The 16,019-nt window shown below is 39.3% G+C and carries 14 protein-coding genes and 1 other annotated feature; of the genes, 6 read left to right on the plus strand and 8 right to left on the minus strand.

Annotated features, from left to right (window positions below; genetic code table 11):
* Window positions 1–27: 27 nt before the first annotated feature.
* The 3 genes from EW028_RS05980 to EW028_RS05990 all read right to left on the minus strand — a co-directional run bounded on the left by EW028_RS05980 (window position 28) and on the right by EW028_RS05990 (window position 2,711).
* Window positions 28–393: a cupin domain-containing protein gene (locus tag EW028_RS05980; RefSeq protein WP_048392856.1), complete on the minus strand. Its 366-nt coding sequence runs from the start codon at window positions 391–393 to the stop codon at window positions 28–30.
* 103 nt (window positions 394–496) lie between these two features.
* Window positions 497–1,696 carry an AI-2E family transporter gene (locus EW028_RS05985; protein WP_048392857.1) on the minus strand — a complete coding sequence of 400 codons (1,200 nt, stop codon included), beginning with the start codon at window positions 1,694–1,696 and terminating at the stop codon, window positions 497–499.
* Between the two features lie 64 nt (window positions 1,697–1,760).
* A complete protein-coding gene (locus tag EW028_RS05990) occupies window positions 1,761–2,711 on the minus strand; it encodes an LCP family protein (protein ID WP_131520243.1) in 951 nt (316 codons plus the stop codon).
* 174 nt (window positions 2,712–2,885) lie between these two features.
* Here EW028_RS05990 and msrA point away from each other — a divergent pair, with 174 nt between their 5' ends.
* Window positions 2,886–3,407 (plus strand): peptide-methionine (S)-S-oxide reductase MsrA, encoded by a 522-nt coding sequence (gene msrA, locus EW028_RS05995; RefSeq protein WP_081011039.1) that lies wholly within the window; start codon window positions 2,886–2,888, stop codon window positions 3,405–3,407.
* A gap of 61 nt (window positions 3,408–3,468) precedes the next feature.
* Here the strand turns inward: msrA and recQ are convergent, their stop codons facing one another.
* Both recQ and EW028_RS06005 read right to left on the minus strand, forming a co-directional pair.
* The gene (gene recQ / locus EW028_RS06000; protein ID WP_131520244.1) at window positions 3,469–5,241 is read right to left on the minus strand and encodes a DNA helicase RecQ; all 1,773 of its coding nucleotides are present in this window, start codon (window positions 5,239–5,241) and stop codon (window positions 3,469–3,471) included.
* Window positions 5,242–5,248: 7 nt separating this feature from the next.
* Complete coding sequence (locus EW028_RS06005; RefSeq protein WP_193767327.1) at window positions 5,249–6,352, minus strand: TcaA NTF2-like domain-containing protein; 1,104 nt, start codon at window positions 6,350–6,352, stop codon at window positions 5,249–5,251.
* 397 nt (window positions 6,353–6,749) lie between these two features.
* Here EW028_RS06005 and EW028_RS06010 point away from each other — a divergent pair, with 397 nt between their 5' ends.
* Both EW028_RS06010 and EW028_RS06015 read left to right on the plus strand, forming a co-directional pair.
* On the plus strand, window positions 6,750–7,130 hold the full coding sequence (locus EW028_RS06010) for a DUF4830 domain-containing protein (RefSeq protein WP_131520245.1): 381 nt from the start codon (window positions 6,750–6,752) through the stop codon (window positions 7,128–7,130).
* 308 nt (window positions 7,131–7,438) lie between these two features.
* On the plus strand, window positions 7,439–8,470 hold the full coding sequence (locus EW028_RS06015) for a S66 family peptidase (RefSeq protein ID WP_131520246.1): 1,032 nt from the start codon (window positions 7,439–7,441) through the stop codon (window positions 8,468–8,470).
* A 298-nt stretch (window positions 8,471–8,768) separates the two neighbouring features.
* On the opposite strand, the gene EW028_RS06020 is transcribed toward EW028_RS06015, so the two are convergent.
* A complete protein-coding gene (locus EW028_RS06020; RefSeq protein ID WP_227744890.1) occupies window positions 8,769–9,908 on the minus strand; it encodes an MFS transporter in 1,140 nt (379 codons plus the stop codon).
* Here EW028_RS06020 and EW028_RS25550 point away from each other — a divergent pair.
* Window positions 9,829–10,041: a hypothetical protein gene (locus EW028_RS25550; protein ID WP_227744893.1), complete on the plus strand. Its 213-nt coding sequence runs from the start codon at window positions 9,829–9,831 to the stop codon at window positions 10,039–10,041. The genes EW028_RS06020 and EW028_RS25550 overlap by 80 nt on opposite strands.
* A 33-nt stretch (window positions 10,042–10,074) precedes the next feature.
* Here EW028_RS25550 and argS read toward each other — a convergent pair whose 3' ends face one another.
* Window positions 10,075–11,748 carry an arginine--tRNA ligase gene (gene argS, locus EW028_RS06025; protein ID WP_131520248.1) on the minus strand — a complete coding sequence of 558 codons (1,674 nt, stop codon included), beginning with the start codon at window positions 11,746–11,748 and terminating at the stop codon, window positions 10,075–10,077.
* Between the two features lie 44 nt (window positions 11,749–11,792).
* Window positions 11,793–12,012, minus strand: a binding site (T-box leader).
* 113 nt (window positions 12,013–12,125) lie between these two features.
* Here argS and EW028_RS06030 point away from each other — a divergent pair.
* Complete coding sequence (locus EW028_RS06030) at window positions 12,126–12,425, plus strand: ArsR/SmtB family transcription factor (protein ID WP_131520404.1); 300 nt, start codon at window positions 12,126–12,128, stop codon at window positions 12,423–12,425.
* A gap of 123 nt (window positions 12,426–12,548) precedes the next feature.
* Window positions 12,549–13,736: an MFS transporter gene (locus tag EW028_RS06035; protein ID WP_131520405.1), complete on the plus strand. Its 1,188-nt coding sequence runs from the start codon at window positions 12,549–12,551 to the stop codon at window positions 13,734–13,736.
* A 17-nt stretch (window positions 13,737–13,753) separates the two neighbouring features.
* Here EW028_RS06035 and EW028_RS06040 read toward each other — a convergent pair whose 3' ends face one another.
* The gene (locus EW028_RS06040) at window positions 13,754–15,640 is read right to left on the minus strand and encodes an FAD-dependent oxidoreductase (protein ID WP_131520249.1); all 1,887 of its coding nucleotides are present in this window, start codon (window positions 15,638–15,640) and stop codon (window positions 13,754–13,756) included.
* Between the last annotated feature and the right edge of the window lie 379 nt (window positions 15,641–16,019).

The raw sequence follows: 16,019 nt of genomic DNA on the forward strand, positions 1-16,019 counted from the left end.
TTTGTTGGAAGGGTTTTTCTATGAAGGTTAAATCCACACATCATTTTCAGCGGTAAGCTCTGATTGCTCTTCACCTGTATTTACGACACCCATTGGCTCTACAAGCAGAATTTTACACTCCGAAGCTGCAAAGGGTTTATGTTCCACATTGCGTGGGACCACAAACATCTCTCCTGCACGCAGGCTTACCTGGCCATCTCGGAATTCGATGATTAATTGCCCCTCAAGGACGATAAATACCTCATCCGTATCCTCATGCTTATGCCAAACAAAATCCCCCTGAACTTTGACGAGTTTGAATTGATAATCATTCATTTCAGCAATGACCTTTGGAGACCAATGCTCTTGAAATTTAGCCAGTTTCTCTTGAAAATTAATCGGTATGTATGCCATTTCCTTTTCCCCCTTGCTTTGACTCTCTACTACTAGAATAGCATAATGCCGTTTTCTACAGCAAAAACCAGCTACTGCGTTGCTAGCAGTAGCTGGTCGTTTATTAGATATCATATTTTTGATGAACGTCATCTTCGTAGCGATTATAGCGCTGCTTAAAGAGCTTGAATAAATGCGTGACAAGTACCTTAAAGATTGCATAGCCCGGAATCCCTAAAATAACGCCTGGGACACCAAATAAGGAGCCTGCCGTTAATAGTACAAAGATAATCGTAATCGGGTGAATACTGAGTGATTTCCCCATAATTTGCGGTGAAATGAACTTTCCTTCGATTAACTGAACGATTGTCCATACAATTGCCAGCTTAATCAGCATCAATGGGGATGTAACAAGAGCGATAATGACTGCTGGTGTAATCGCAATAACGGGTCCTAAATAGGGCACCACACTTGTAATCATGGCAAGGAAGCCGAGCAATAAAGCATACTTCATGCCAATAATTAAGAAGCCAATCGTCACCATTGCCCCAATACACATGGATACTAAAATCTGTCCCTGTATGTACGAACTAATTTGCTTGTCCATGTCATGGAAAATGTCAGTTACCTCTTTACGCATACGTGGTGGGCACACTTTCAGCATAAATTTCGGTAATTTTTCGCCCTCTTTTAGTAAATAAAACAGGATGAATGGCACCGTTACAAGTGATAGCACAATACCTGTTAACGTTGAAAGGAAGCCGGTAATACCAGATGCCACACCCTGTGCTACATTGGTCGCCATATCCTTCACTGTTTTTACCATATCCGTTGTGAAGTTATTCAAAACTTCATCAAAATTAAAACTAATTTTATCTAAGTACTCATTAAAACGTGAATGATTTAGGAATTCTACAATGTTTTGTGTAAATGCCATGAAGTACTCTGGGAATTCCTGTGCTAAATTCGTGAACTGATCGCGTAAAAACGGATAGACTAGCACCACAAGTAACGTAATGACACCAATGACCGCAATATAGAGGATTAAAATACCCCATATTCTTGGAATGCGCCATCGTACTAGAATCGCCAGCAATGGGCGTAATAAATAGTAGCCAATGACGGCTAGTACCCCTGGTAAAATGACTACTTCAAATAAAACTTGTAGCGGGGTAAAGATAAAGGAAACTTGATTAAACATAAAAATAACACATGCCACCAGTAATAAAATTACCAGTGTAAATAATAGGTTTCTACCACCTAAAAAACGAATAAACTTGGTTGCTAACAGGCTTGAACGCTCTTTTGGTCTCTCTTTTTCCATATATCCACCCCAATCCAAATGCTCTCCCTTTATATTACAGGATAATGCTGGTTTTTGCGAAACATCACTCTAGTGAAATACCTAAAAAATCACTTAAAAAGGCTTTGTTTTGCTCCACATCGATGACAATAGAATCGCCCGCATGGCTAAAGTTTTGGAATTGATAGCTACCCTCGATAGGGATGGTTGCTTTCTCAATGTTTACCTTGCCCTTTGATAGCAATTTAAGTACTTGCTGCATTTCCTCAGTAGATGAATAATCTGTTGTGATATAGCCCTGTGCCGCACCAACAAATTTTGGTAAATGCAACATATTCGTAGGCGTTAATAACTCTGTTTTTAATGCCTCAATCACTTTTTGCTGACGTGCAACACGCCCAAAATCTCCTTCTGCATCATGACGGAAACGCGCATAACCTAGTAACTCCTGTCCATTTAAACGATGAACACCTTGCTTTAACTCTACCCCAATATTTTCAGACATGTCCTTTTCAACATCCATTTCCACACCATTTGGCGCTAAAATATCCACTAAGGATTCAAAGTTTTTAAAATCGATTAGTGCATAGTGATGAATCGGTAGGCCAAACATATTTGTCAATGTATCCTTTAATAGCTGAACACCGTTTAGGTAGTAAGCTGTATTAAGCTTATAGGATTGATAGCCTGGAATATCCGCGTAAATATCGCGCATAAAGGATACGAGTTTAATGTCGTTGTTTGCTTTATTCCAGGATAATACCATCATTGTATCAGTCCGTGATTTTTCCTCTCCACGTGTATCGACCCCTAAAATCAAATAGTTTTCGATATCCCCTTTGATGCTATCACCCGTAAAATCCTCCTGTGCAACTTTGGTGTCGTTGGCTAGCTCAAGCCCGCTGCGATATTGCATGACCGAATAGCCGACAATCACAATGATACACAATAGTAATAGTGTAAAAAATGCTCTCCCTTTACGTAATCGACGCTTTTTAGGACGGTGGGTGCGTCTCGTATAATCTTGCTCTTCCATAACAACTAACTCCTCTATTTTGATATAGTTAATGTAACGATTGATTAGCTAGAAAGTTTCATTATAAAAAGGATCTATTCCATGTTTTTCTAGCTAAACGTTATTTTACACCCATTTGCACAGTTTGGCGTAAAACAATGCTATAATATTTTCACAAAAGAAAGGATGATTCAAATGATAGAAAAAGCGACATTTGCTGGCGGCTGTTTTTGGTGTATGGTCAAGCCATTTGTCGAGTGGGACGGTATACATAAAGTCACTTCAGGCTATATGGGTGGCCACTTAGAAAACCCAACCTATGAAGATGTCAAAAAAGGAACGTCAGGTCATTTAGAAGTAGTCGAAATCGAATTCGACCCTGCTATTTTTAGTTATGAGCAGCTCCTTGATATTTATTGGATGCAAATTGACCCGACGGATGCGTATGGACAGTTCCATGACCGTGGTGAATCCTATACTACAGCAATCTTTACCTATACAGATGAGCAAAAGCAAATCGCAGAGGCCTCGAAAGAAAAGCTTGCCAATAGCGGACGCTTTGATAAACCTATTGTAACCAAAATTCGCGATGCTGAACGCTTTTATCCAGCAGAGGATTATCACCAGGATTATTATAAAAAAGAGACAGCACACTATCAGCAAGACCGTGCCGTTTCTGGGCGTGATACGTTCATTGCAAAGCATTGGGAAAAATAATATAAAAGAGGTGTCTCCAGCTTGTGGGACACCTCTCTTTTATACAATAGCAACAAATTTATTAAACAGAGGCTTCTAAAAACGATTGTAGTGCGTCAAAGAAGCGTTGACCATACTTCTCAAATTTTACTTCGCCTATACCACTCACCTGTCGTAAATCCTCCAGTACAGTTGGTCTCTTATCACATAATTCACGTAACGTTTTATCAGAAAATACAACAAATGGTGGGACCTTTTCCTCGTCTGCAATCTCTTTGCGTAATACCCGTAAGTGTTCAAATAATGGATCATTATCCACCAGCTTCTTCACTGTGACAGCTTCCTTACGCATGACCTGTCGATTGCCAAGCAGCACTTCCTTGCCTTCAGCAGATACATAAATTGTAGGGAATGTACCGTGCTTCACGGCCAGCAAGCCCTCTGCAATTAAAAATTCGATAAAGTTGGAGACATCCTTTGAGGTATATTGTCCTTTTAAAATGCCATAGGTCGATAAACGGGCAAAGCCAAATTCAGCGATCTTTTGATTTTTAGAGCCAATTAGCACCTGTGCCACCATGGTCTTCCCGAATTTTTGTCCCATACGCACAACACAGGCCAGCACCTTTTGCGCATCCTCTGTCACATCTGTCACTGCTCGCCCGTCAATACAGTTACTACAACGCCCACATGGCTCCTCCTCACCTTCTCCAAAATACGCTAAAATCGCATTCTGTAGGCAGCCCTCAGTATGGCAATAATCGACCATTGTTTGTAGTTTAGCTAGCTCCTGTGTAATACGAGCCTCATCCTGTGACTGTTCGATAAGAAAACGCTGTGTTTGAACGTCCCCTGAAGCATACAATAAAATACAAGCACTTGGCAGACCATCTCGACCAGCACGGCCCGCTTCCTGGTAATAGCTCTCCATATTACGAGGCATTTGATAATGCAACACAAAGCGCACATTACTTTTATCAATACCCATACCAAAAGCATTCGTTGCCACCATGATACGTGCCTCATCTTTTAAAAACCGCTCCTGCTCAGCCATTCTTAAATTCTCTGATAGACCTGCATGATATTTCGCAACGTCTTCACCAGAGCGACTCAGCACATCATAAATGGCATCCACAGCTTTTCGAGTAGCTGCATAAATGATGCCCACTTCCTGTTTATTTTGTTGTACATAATTTTTTACATAGCGTTCTTTATTTTCACCAATTAACACCGAAAGTGCCAAATTCTCACGTGAAAAGCCTGTCATGACCGTTGCCTGCTCATCAATCGCTAACAATTGACGAATATCATCACAAACCGTTGGCGTTGCAGTAGCTGTCAGCGCTAAAACAGTGGGCTTTTGGGGCCATAGCGTAAAAAGCTTGTGGATCGAACGATAGCTTGGTCTAAAATCATGCCCCCATTGCGATATACAATGAGCCTCGTCAATCGCAAGTAAGGGGACAGATAAATACGACAATGCTTGAAGAAACGTAGTACTTTCCAGTCGTTCAGGTGCAATATAGAGGAGCTTTAAATAACCCGCACTAGCAAGCTGCATGGTTTCATCCACTTCCTGTGCCGTCAGCGTACTATTAATATAGGCTGCTGGAATATTTGCTGTACGTAAAGCCTCCACCTGATCTTGCATCAGTGAAATCAGTGGCGAAATCACGATGGTTAATCCCTCAAGCATTAACGCTGGAATTTGATAGCAAATGGATTTCCCTCCACCTGTTGGCATGACGCAAAGACTTGACTGTCCTCGTAATGTTTGTTCAATAATTTGGGCTTGTCCTTGGCGAAAGGTATCATAGCCAAAATGATGCTGTAGCATTTGTCTAGCTTGCTCCATGCAAAATTCACTCCTTGTTTGTGAGACCAAGTAGCTTGTACTCGCCCTGTTCATTTTTTTCTAACTCATACAACATGTTGGAGTAGGCAAGTGCCTCCTGTCCTGCAGCATTCGTCAGGATATATTCCGTTTTAGCCTGTACGATAAGACGCTGCCCTTCTACGCGAATTGCCTGAATATCCGTGTCTGAGAAATGAATTTTGGCTTGCTTGGAAGCATAATAGGCAACCATACTAGCCAAGGTTTCCTGTATAGCCTCTGTCCCGACAATCGGTTTCAAAACACTTGCATCCTGGGTTGTCACAGCCCCCTTTAAATGCTTGTGAAACGTATCTAAAAATAGCATAATTTCATCGGTATTATACGCAAATATATTTTCTCCATATTGTTCGATTGCTTGCTGTACAGCTTCTTTATCCCCTTGTTCAATATAGGGGTATAAGTTTTTCGATTGGGAAAGTCGTACACTGGTTGTCATGCCCTCCTCAATCCATTCATCGATGGATGCTTGGAATTCCTTTATAGGCAATATGTATGGCTGCGACTCTCCTTGCTGTTGTCGATTAACATATAATCCGACAATGGCTCCGTTTTCAGCCTCCATGACAGGGCTTCCTAGAGGTATCGATTGTTCCGCTTTTATATAATAAGCCGCTACTTTATCTCGGTATTTTTGAATCGTATAGGGTAAGCCATTCACATAAACAGCTAGCTGATTTAGCTCACCTTCATATAAATTAGGCACTTGCACATCCGCTTGATAGGTTACTCGTAGCAGGGCCATATTATAGGCTGTTGACATGACATGAATAGTCGCTGCTACCAGCTTGTCCTGACCAAATTGAACAAGGGCAGTTGGTTTGGATGCCACTAGTGCGCCATTCGTTAAAATATACAGTTGATCATCCTGTTGCCTGATAATAATGCCTGCTCCAACACCATGCTCTCCAATCACTTTGACCTCTGGGACAATTTTTTCCTGTTGCTTCATCACAGCTCCTTCTGTTTCCAGCTCTGCCTTTTTATTTTGAAACCATCCTGTCCCTATTTGACTGTCGCAGCCTGCTACAAGAAAAGCTGTCGCTCCTAAAATGAGCACTTTTTTATACATACCTTCACCAAAACTTTCTATTCTACATTCTCTCTTCTCTATCATAATCAAGGATGAGTAATGTTTCAAGTTTACATAATATTATTATATACTTATTAATATTAGAAAAATGCAGCAACTACCCTAAACTCATTTCTTTCTACCCATTAATATTGGTGGAAGACAAAATTTGCTGTGAGGATAGGATGGTGTGGCTTTGAAAAAAAGTGGCGATGTTTATAAAAAAGTCGCGACGTTATACCCCTTTAGATACGCTTAGACTAAAGGTTTTTTATAAAAAGTCAGTATTCCACAAACGGGCCATATTGTGGATGACTTCGCTTTGGTAGCTTTTTAGAGGAATAAAAGTCTGTTTTATCGAAATACTTTAGTAGTTAAAAGTGAATAGGAGGGAATTATGAAAAAAATAACGATGATTTTGTGCATTCTGTTTATTTTAACAGCTTGTAACAATGAAAGGATTAACGAAAAACATAGATTATATTTAGAAGAGTTAGGTTGGTCAATTAAATCCTTTGACACAAAGGAAACACGCGAATTATCTAAGGAATCTTTAACGTTTTATGACTCTTATCAGTTTTCTTTTCTTGAGAATTATGTAGGCAAAGAGTTAGATGTAACTACTTATGAATTAAATGAGAAAGATATTGAAGGCGATAATATTCAAGCTATCTTATACGAGTATAATGGAGAAATCATAGGCTCTGTTGGAAAAACAAAGAATGCGACACCAGGTATATTAAATCTTGAAGATAATGACATAATAACCAATGACTAAACCCTATTTGTTGCTTTAAAAATGAATGTATCAATAATTCACTAATAATTTTAATAACGTTCCCAAATGAAAGTTGTGGCTTTGAAATAAAGTTGCGACGTTATCCTCCTTTAGATACGCTTAGACTAAAGGATCTTTATAAAAAGTCAGTATTCCGCAAACGGGTCAGATTGTGGAATAAAATCATTTTGTGCAATGTCTCCAAACAAGGATTTAGTAGCTTATTTCACATATACGATAGACTGTTTAAAATTTCCATTTAATATGTTATTTTTAATGAAATTAAATCTAATTTGAGGTGAATTTATATGTTATTAAAGCCAAATAAACTCCAGCAAGGAGATTATATCGCCACAATAAGTCCTTCTTGGGGAGGTGCTGGAGAACCAGAATTAAAATGGCGTTATGAACAAGGCGTAAAAAGACTTGAAGAGGTTTTTGGACTGAAAGTTATAGCAATGCCAAATAGCTTGAAAGGTGTAGATTATCTAGACAAAAATCCAAAAGCACGTGCAGAGGACTTAATGATGGCTTTTAAGGACCCCAAGATTAAAGCTATTATTGCAAATATTGGTGGAGATGATAGTGTTCGTTTACTCGCTTACACTGATTTTGAGGTTATAACTAAAAATCCCAAAATTTTAATGGGTTACTCAGATGTAACGATTGCTCATTTATTTTGTTTGAAGGCAGGTATATCTTCATTTTATGGACCAGCAATTTTAACCGATTTTGCAGAAAACGTTGAAATGCACTCATATACCGTTCAATCTATTCAGAAAACGCTATTTTCTAATGAAGTAATAGGTGAAATTGTTCCTTCTGTAGAATGGACAAGTGAGCATTTAGAATGGATAGAATCAAATAAAAATCAAAAACGCACAATGCAGCCTAATAAAGGATACGAATTGCTGCAAGGTAAAGGTATAGTGCAGGGACGTTTAATAGGAGGGTGCATTGAAGTACTAGAGTTTGCTAAAGGTACCGTGCTATGGCCTGAAGAAAAATACTGGGAAAATTGCATTCTTTTCTTTGAAACATCTGAAGATCAACCAGAGCCTACCCTACTTAGATATTGGTTGAGAAACTACGGTGTACAAGGTATTTTACAAAAAGCAAACGGAATTATATTTGGTAAACCACAAGATGAAAAGTATTGCGAAGAATATAAAGAAGAGATTTTAAAAGTGATGAAAGAATTTAACTTGGAGGATACACCAATTCTATACAATATGAACTTTGGACATACCGAACCAAAATTCATTTTACCTCTTGGTGCATTAGCAGAAATTAATTGTAATACAAGCTCTTTTACTATTTTAGAAAACGCTGTACTGTAAAATGTTAGCGGCTTTTTGGGACGAATAAGGATATTCAATAATCGGGCGCAATTGTGGAACAACAACAGATAGTAATTAATCAAACTATTTTATAAAAATGGCATAACTCTTCAAAAAGAAAGAATCCGTTTTAATCAATCTTTTTTTAAAGCGGATTCTTTCTTTTTAACTTAAAATTTGTGTTTGCAGGGTGTTTTTGATCAAACTTTATTTCAAAGCGACAGATGGAAGGTTATCATACCCTCAAAATAATTTTCACATAAAAAGACATGTGCAACCTGACACATGTCTCTTACAATCATTTTTTTCTTAATAGTCCTGTCGTTACTAGAATGCCGAGCATTAACAATACAAAGATCAGATACGTCCATGTATGGTTGCCAGTTAAGTCATAGCAAACACCTATTAGAATGGGGATAATGGCACTTACCATAAAGCCACCTGCCAGCACCATAGATGACCAGCTAGTGGCCTCCTGATCATTTTTGGCTTCATCAAGAGGCAACAATAGTCCGATTGGAAATAGCCCACTTAGCACAATACCAATTAATAAAACAGCCAGCCATAGGTAAATACCCGCTGTCAGCCAGAGTAGCATAAATCCAATCACGCCAACAAAGCTAAACACTAGTAGCCAGACCATTCGATTTGGCCATTTTTCCATGAGAATCGGTACGGCCATATTCCCTATCATTTGTACAATAGACATAATTGTTAGCATGGCACTGGATGCCTCTAATGACAGGCCTTTATCCTGTAATAGCGGGGTAAGCCATGACATGATAGAGAAAAAGAGTGATGTTTGTAAACCAAAGTACAGTAAAATTACCCAGGCACGTCTAGATGTCCACGGATTACGGACATCTTCTGACGCAGTTACTTGTTGGAGCTGCTCGTTGTGTTCGGATGGAATTGCCGCTAGCCAGATAACGAGAGCAACTATAGCAAGGATTGACCACATGCCAAGGGCGATTGTCCAGCTATTACTGAAACCCTGATAAAAAGTCACGGTTAAGGCTGCACTTAAAGTAGCCCCAACGCCAATACCGAATGAATAGATACCGACTACTGTCGTAAAGCGTTCTGGAAACTTTTTCTTAATATAAGCATTTAGAATAGGACCAATCATTGCAATCGCTAAGCCTGCCGCAAAGCTTGTCACGATGAGCAAGAGATAACTTGCTTGGAAAAAGCGTAGCCCATTCGCGACGACAAGGATAGCCACTAAAAGGGTGATAGCTGATTTCGTGCCCATTTTTCGCTGAAGCGGGACAGCTAAAGGTGCAAATAATCCCATACAAAAAACGGGGATAGCTGTGAGAAAGCTCATGCTTGTATTCGAGACATGTAAGGACGTCATGAGGACATTAAAAAGCGGTCCTATTCCCGTGACAGCTGGCCTCATATTAAGAGCGACAAAAAATATACTAATGACCACGAAGGTGAGTGATACGGTCCAATGTTTTTTAGCCATTTGTTTGATCCTCTCTATTATTACGCAGCCTTCATTTATGAAAAGCTTGCATGGATTCCTCTATCCTTTTATCATGTTTTCGATGGATGGTCAATGATTGGACAGTCTGACTTTAAATGGCTAATGCTTCTTACATATTTTCAGGTGACTCAATACCTAATAAGGCTAATGACTCTTTTAAAACAATAGCAACACTCTGGCATAGTGCAAGACGAGATGCCTGCTGTTCATCATCTGCTAATATTTTGTACTGTGCATAATATTTATTGAATAAACGTGCCAGTTGTAAGACATATTTTGCTATTTGGGACGGATCAGCCTGCTCAAAAGCCATAGCTACCGTTTTAGGAAACTGTTCTAGTAATAAGATAATTGGCCAAGCCTGCTCACCTAAAGATTTGAATAGCATAGCTTGAGTCGGAGCTTTCTTTTTATCTAAAATAGAGCAAATACGTGCATATGTATACTGTACATATGGCCCTGTTTCGCCTTCAAAATTCATCATTTGCTCGATTGAAAATTCAATATCGTTTAGACGATGGGATTTTAAATCATTAAAAATTACCGCTCCAACCCCCACTTGCTTTGCGACTTGCTCTTTGTTAGGTAGAGAAGGGTTTTTCTGCTCCATATTACGCTGTGCAGTCGCTATAGCTTCTGCTAGTACATCAGCTAATAACACCACTTTGCCTTTACGCGTCGACATTTTTTTACCATCCTTCAGCATCATGCCAAATGACACATGCTGCAGATTCTTTGCCCAAGGATAGCCCATTTTTTCGATTACCTGAAAAAGTTGTTTAAAGTGGAGGGACTGCTCATTGCCAACAACGTAGAACATCTTTTGCGGCTGGTAGTGCTGTTGGCGATACAGGGCTGCTGCTAAATCACGCGTCGCATAAAGCGTGGCTCCATCCGTTTTCGTTATTAAACATGGAGGCATCTCCTCCATCTCCACAACATACGCTCCTTCTGATTCCACAAGGAGCCCTTTTTCTTCTAATTCTGTTACAACGGACGGCATTTTGTCATTGTAAAAGGCTTCACCTATAAAGGCATCAAAATGAATTCCTAATAGTTCATATATTGTTTGAAATTCTACGAATGATACATCTCGGAACCATTGCCATAATGCCTGCGCCTCTTCATTACCGTCCTCCAATGCTTTAAAGGCGGCACGAGCCTGTTCATTGAGCGTGGGGTCTTGCTCTGCCTCTTCATGAAACTTCACATAAATCTTTAATAACTCCTCTATCGGTGACGCTGAAATAGCCTCTTTATCACCCCAAAGCTGATAAGCAACAATAAGCTTGCCAAACTGTGTACCCCAGTCCCCTAAATGATTGATACGAATGGCTTGATAGCCATTTTTTTCTGCAATATTTGCTAAGGCATTGCCGATGACCGTTGAACGTAAATGTCCCATCGAGAAAGGCTTGGCGATATTAGGAGAGGAAAAATCTAAGACGACCGTTCCCATCTTTGTTGGAGTAGTACCATATAGTTGCTTGTCGTGCAGAATCTTGCGTAACACCTGCTGCGTCACCTTTTGTTGATCGAGAAAAATATTGACATAGCCACCAACAGCTTGCACACGCTCGATACTGTCATGATTTAATTGACTTGCTATATGTGCTGCGATACTCTGCGGTGATTTTTTCCACACTTTTGCTAGAGTAAAGCATGGAAAGGCTACGTCCCCTAGCTCCAAGCTTTTGGGTTTTTCTAATAATGACAATATGTCCTCTCCTATTATTTGTTGTTTTAATGCAACTGCTAAACTGTCGGCGATTTGTTGATTCATCTTGCTCCTCCTCCTGTTCAAATAAAAAAGCCCTCGCCTCTAAAATTAGAGACGAGAGCATGATAATCCCGTGGTACCACTCTAGTTGCCATGTGACATGACCACTTTCCATTGTTAACGAGGTGACGCCCCGCTATTCTCTACTACTTGTTTGAGAATCTTCTCCAAAGTGCGCTTCATTCATGGTCCCTGCATTAGGCTCACACCATCCCTAACTCGCTTGCCAGTCATCCCATCAATTACTCTCTTTTTCATCGAATTTTTCTATGATTTTTACATATATTACCGGACTTCCTTAGTGGCGTCAACCATTTTTACTGTAAAATGACGGTACTTAGCAATTGACATATCGAGATAATTCGATATATTATCGTCATATGGAACCAATTGAAATTTTCAAAGCGTTATCAAACGAGACGAGGCTAAACATCTTACAGTGGTTGAAGGAACCTGAGAAACATTTCCCAAAAGTGAGTATCGAAGGAGGCGTGTGTGTTGGTGATATTCAAGAGAAAGCTAAAACTTCTCAATCAACCGTTTCTCACTACTTAAATATGATGCAAAAAGCTGGACTTCTCGAATCTTTTCGTCATGGTCAATGGACGTATTATAAATTAAAAGAAGAAACGATTCATCAAATTGCTTCGTTTCTTGTCTCAGATACCCAAAATGATTAATTGGGTTTCTGTTTTAGTTATTATATCGATTATTCACGATAAATAGATACGCTATATTGATTAGGTTTCGAATAATATATCGATTATTCTCGATATATAAATATAAAAGGAGAGCATTATTTGATGAAAGAAAATACACTTAGTCATAAACATAAAATTTTAGCCTTTACCTTAACATTATTAACTTTTGTCATGGGAACAAGTGAATTTGTCATTGTAGGATTATTAACAGAGGTTTCGACAGATTTAGGCATTACCATCGCCACTGCTGGTTCCTTAGTTTCTGGATTTGCGATTGCCTATGCCATTGGTACACCTATCTTAACCGGTTTTGTTAGTAGATTTGCAAAATATCCACTCATGTTACTGTTCATTGCTATCTTTATACTTGGAAATATAGTAAGTGCCTTAGCTAGTTCCTATGGTATTTTAATGACTTCTAGAGTTGTTACGGCTGTTGTCAGCGGTGTGCTAACAGCATTATCTATGTCTTTAGCAAATGATAATATGCCAAAGGAAAAAAGATCCTCTATCATTGCCTTAATATTTGCTGGTTTTACCATTGCCAACGTTATGGGTGTACCGCTAGGAACGATGGTGGTTCAATGGAGTAATTGGCATATGACATTCTGGTTAACGGCTCTATTAGGAGGGATTGCCTTTGTCATCAGCCTCTTTGTGCTACCTCGGAATAGTAAAGGAACAAAAGGTTCGCTATCAGACCAATTAAGTTTATTTAAGCAACCTAAAATCATTCTAGCATTCTTCATTCCTGTTTTTACGATTGCTGGAACATACACAATCTATACTTTTATTACGCCAATTTTAGAAAACAAACTTGGGATTGATACGAAATATATAAGTATTGTTCTCTTAATCTATGGTTTTTTTTCGATCTTTAGTAATCTTTTAGCTGGCAAGATCGCTCAACATAATGGTCTTAGTAAATTGCGTTATACATTCATCTTTCAGGCCATTATCTTATTTACCCTCTATTTCACGATGTCCTCCACATGGCTGGGACTCACGAGTATTATGTTAATGGCTATCATGCTTTATGCTGTGAATGCAACTGTTCAACTATACTTCATGGATCTAGCAGAAAGGTATTCCCCGTCTGCCAAAGACTTTGCATCCTCGTTAACCCCTGTAGCCGTTAATGTGGGCATTGCATTAGGGGCTGCAATTGGTGGGATTGTCGTTGCCACGGGTAGTCTAGACAAACTTTCATGGGCTGGTGGAATTTTAGCACTCATAGCTTCAGTGCTAACATATATAAGCTATCAATTGGATCAAAAGGATGGACAATAGAAAAAAAGAAACATTCCTCAAGAAGAGGAGTGTTTCTTTTCTACATAATGAATCACATCAGCCATAATCGCATACATCTCTTTTAATTTTAATTTCTTATTATCAGAGACTTTCTTCGCTACTTTCTCCGTGACAATTCCTTTTTCTACCAATGTATCCCAGCTAGTCGCATTGGATTCACCGATGAGGACGTCAGCCAAATATTGAGCTAACTCATCTCGCTCAATGGCTTCATCGCCTTGATTATAAACTTTATTGATGACAATTTCGAGCTGGTCCTTCATTCCTGCTGCACTTTCTCCACCAGCACGTAGCATGCTCTCTTTTAACATTTTAGCAAACTTTATTTTCGTCGCCTTACTGTCTACTTTTAGGTCATTATCATAGCCGCCCACAACAAGGCCGTAATTAATGAGGGTTTGAATGGCTTCATCATACCATTCTCCTTGATATGGATACTCAATTGAAAATGAATCAACATAGGCACCTTGTTTAGCTAATTGCTTTCGTAATGTAGCGATTAATGATTTATCCTTACTCATGTCTCTAAAAGTTACATCGTGCTTCTGTGCAAGAGCAGCCGCAGTCCCAGCCGCTTCACCTGTCACCATCCCTGTTGGAACAATACGTGCACTACCAGCTGCAAGTGATGAATAACCAGCAGAGCGTCCGACAACCAGTAAGCCATCAATATCCTTCGGTACTAACGACCGGAAAGGAATAGCATATTGCTTGGGTGAAGCGATCACATAGCCGTAATCATGAGGCGTTTGCGCTTGCACATCGACTGGATAAGAGGCAATGCCAATACTATCCCACTGATCACTATTTTTCCACAGGTCTGCCATTGGTAATTGATACTCTGCCCAAATATGTCTCGTTTCTCGGACATAGAGCTCTTCTGGATAGCTGACAATTTCAGCTTTTTCAAACCCTGGGAAGTTTGTTTGTAAATATTTTAGAATGTGTAACGTTTCTTTCTTCCCAGCGACAATCGCCGCTTGTTTTGAGGATTCATTCAAACCATCAATACCAAAAATCTGTAAGGCATTGATGAAATATTCATCATCTACACGAGCTAAGTTTAACCCTCGTAATCTAGTACCCTCTTGTAATGGCTTGTATTCATCATGTAGCTTTGTAAAGCCCCACATCACCGTATGATTTAAATTAGCACCGCCAAATACACCGGAATTAGCCGCTTTTTTGACTTCATCCCAATTGACATTTTTTAAATGTAGCATTAAAGTCACAGCCATACGCTTATCCTTTATGCCAATATCTTCTCCGCCCACAAAGAAAGGAACGCCCGACAAGGCTGCAAAATCAGCATCCTGTGTAGCATCTATGAATGATTTCCCCGTCACAACATATGTACCGTACTCATTTTTTAATTCCACAGACGTTAATTGTTGTTGTTTAACATTTGCTTTCACAACCTCGGTTTGCACGGATAACGTTAAGTTGGGCTCTTCATCGATCAGCTTTTTAAAGGCTGCCTTAGCACCTACAATACCAAAAGCGTCATTCCCTCTAACAAGTTCATGCCATTCCTTAAATATTCCCTCACTAATCGAGTTGTTATGGTCATCACGAGGAATGTCGAGGAAATTCAGCATACCATATGTAAATAATCCACCTAACTCTTGTCGTTTTTCGACCAGCAATGTTTTCGCACCATTTCGAGCAGCAGCCACAGCCGCAGCCACTCCCTCTGGCTCACCACCGATGACAATAACATCATATTCTTCCTCTATATGTTCAATTGGTTCTGGCTTTTTATACTCATCTACTAATTTATCGTATGCCATAGAGTTTGTTATTTCTTTAATAAAATAGTAGCTACCAAACCCAACTAAAACTACTATTACACAAGTGGCTGTCCATAATAAGCCCTTACCCATAATATACCTCCAATTGTTAAAATTTCCATTGATGTGTTTATTTAATCATCATTCCCGCCACAAGGGCTGAATGTCCTAGTTGAACGCAGGCATAGCATATCATTACCACAAACGAATAATTCTTTAGCTTACAGCATTCTCTATGAAATTATCATTAAGATAAATGAATGAAATCATTTATGAGGATTGTGATGTTTTTCGTCTAACTTTAGCAACATCTATCTAGTATAAATGAAAGAGCCACGAATAGCTGGCATTCAAAACGGGGATGGGCTTGTGGGCACCAGTGATGATTTACTTGATATATAAACAGTCAGAATCATTTTAGACGAAACCTTTGTGAATAAGCAACTAAAATCCCCGTGGTAAATGATGTAAT

Origin of the sequence: Lysinibacillus sp. OL1, from assembly GCF_004332175.1 — a bacterium.
Taxonomy (GTDB): Bacteria; Bacillota; Bacilli; order Bacillales_A; family Planococcaceae; genus Lysinibacillus; species Lysinibacillus capsici.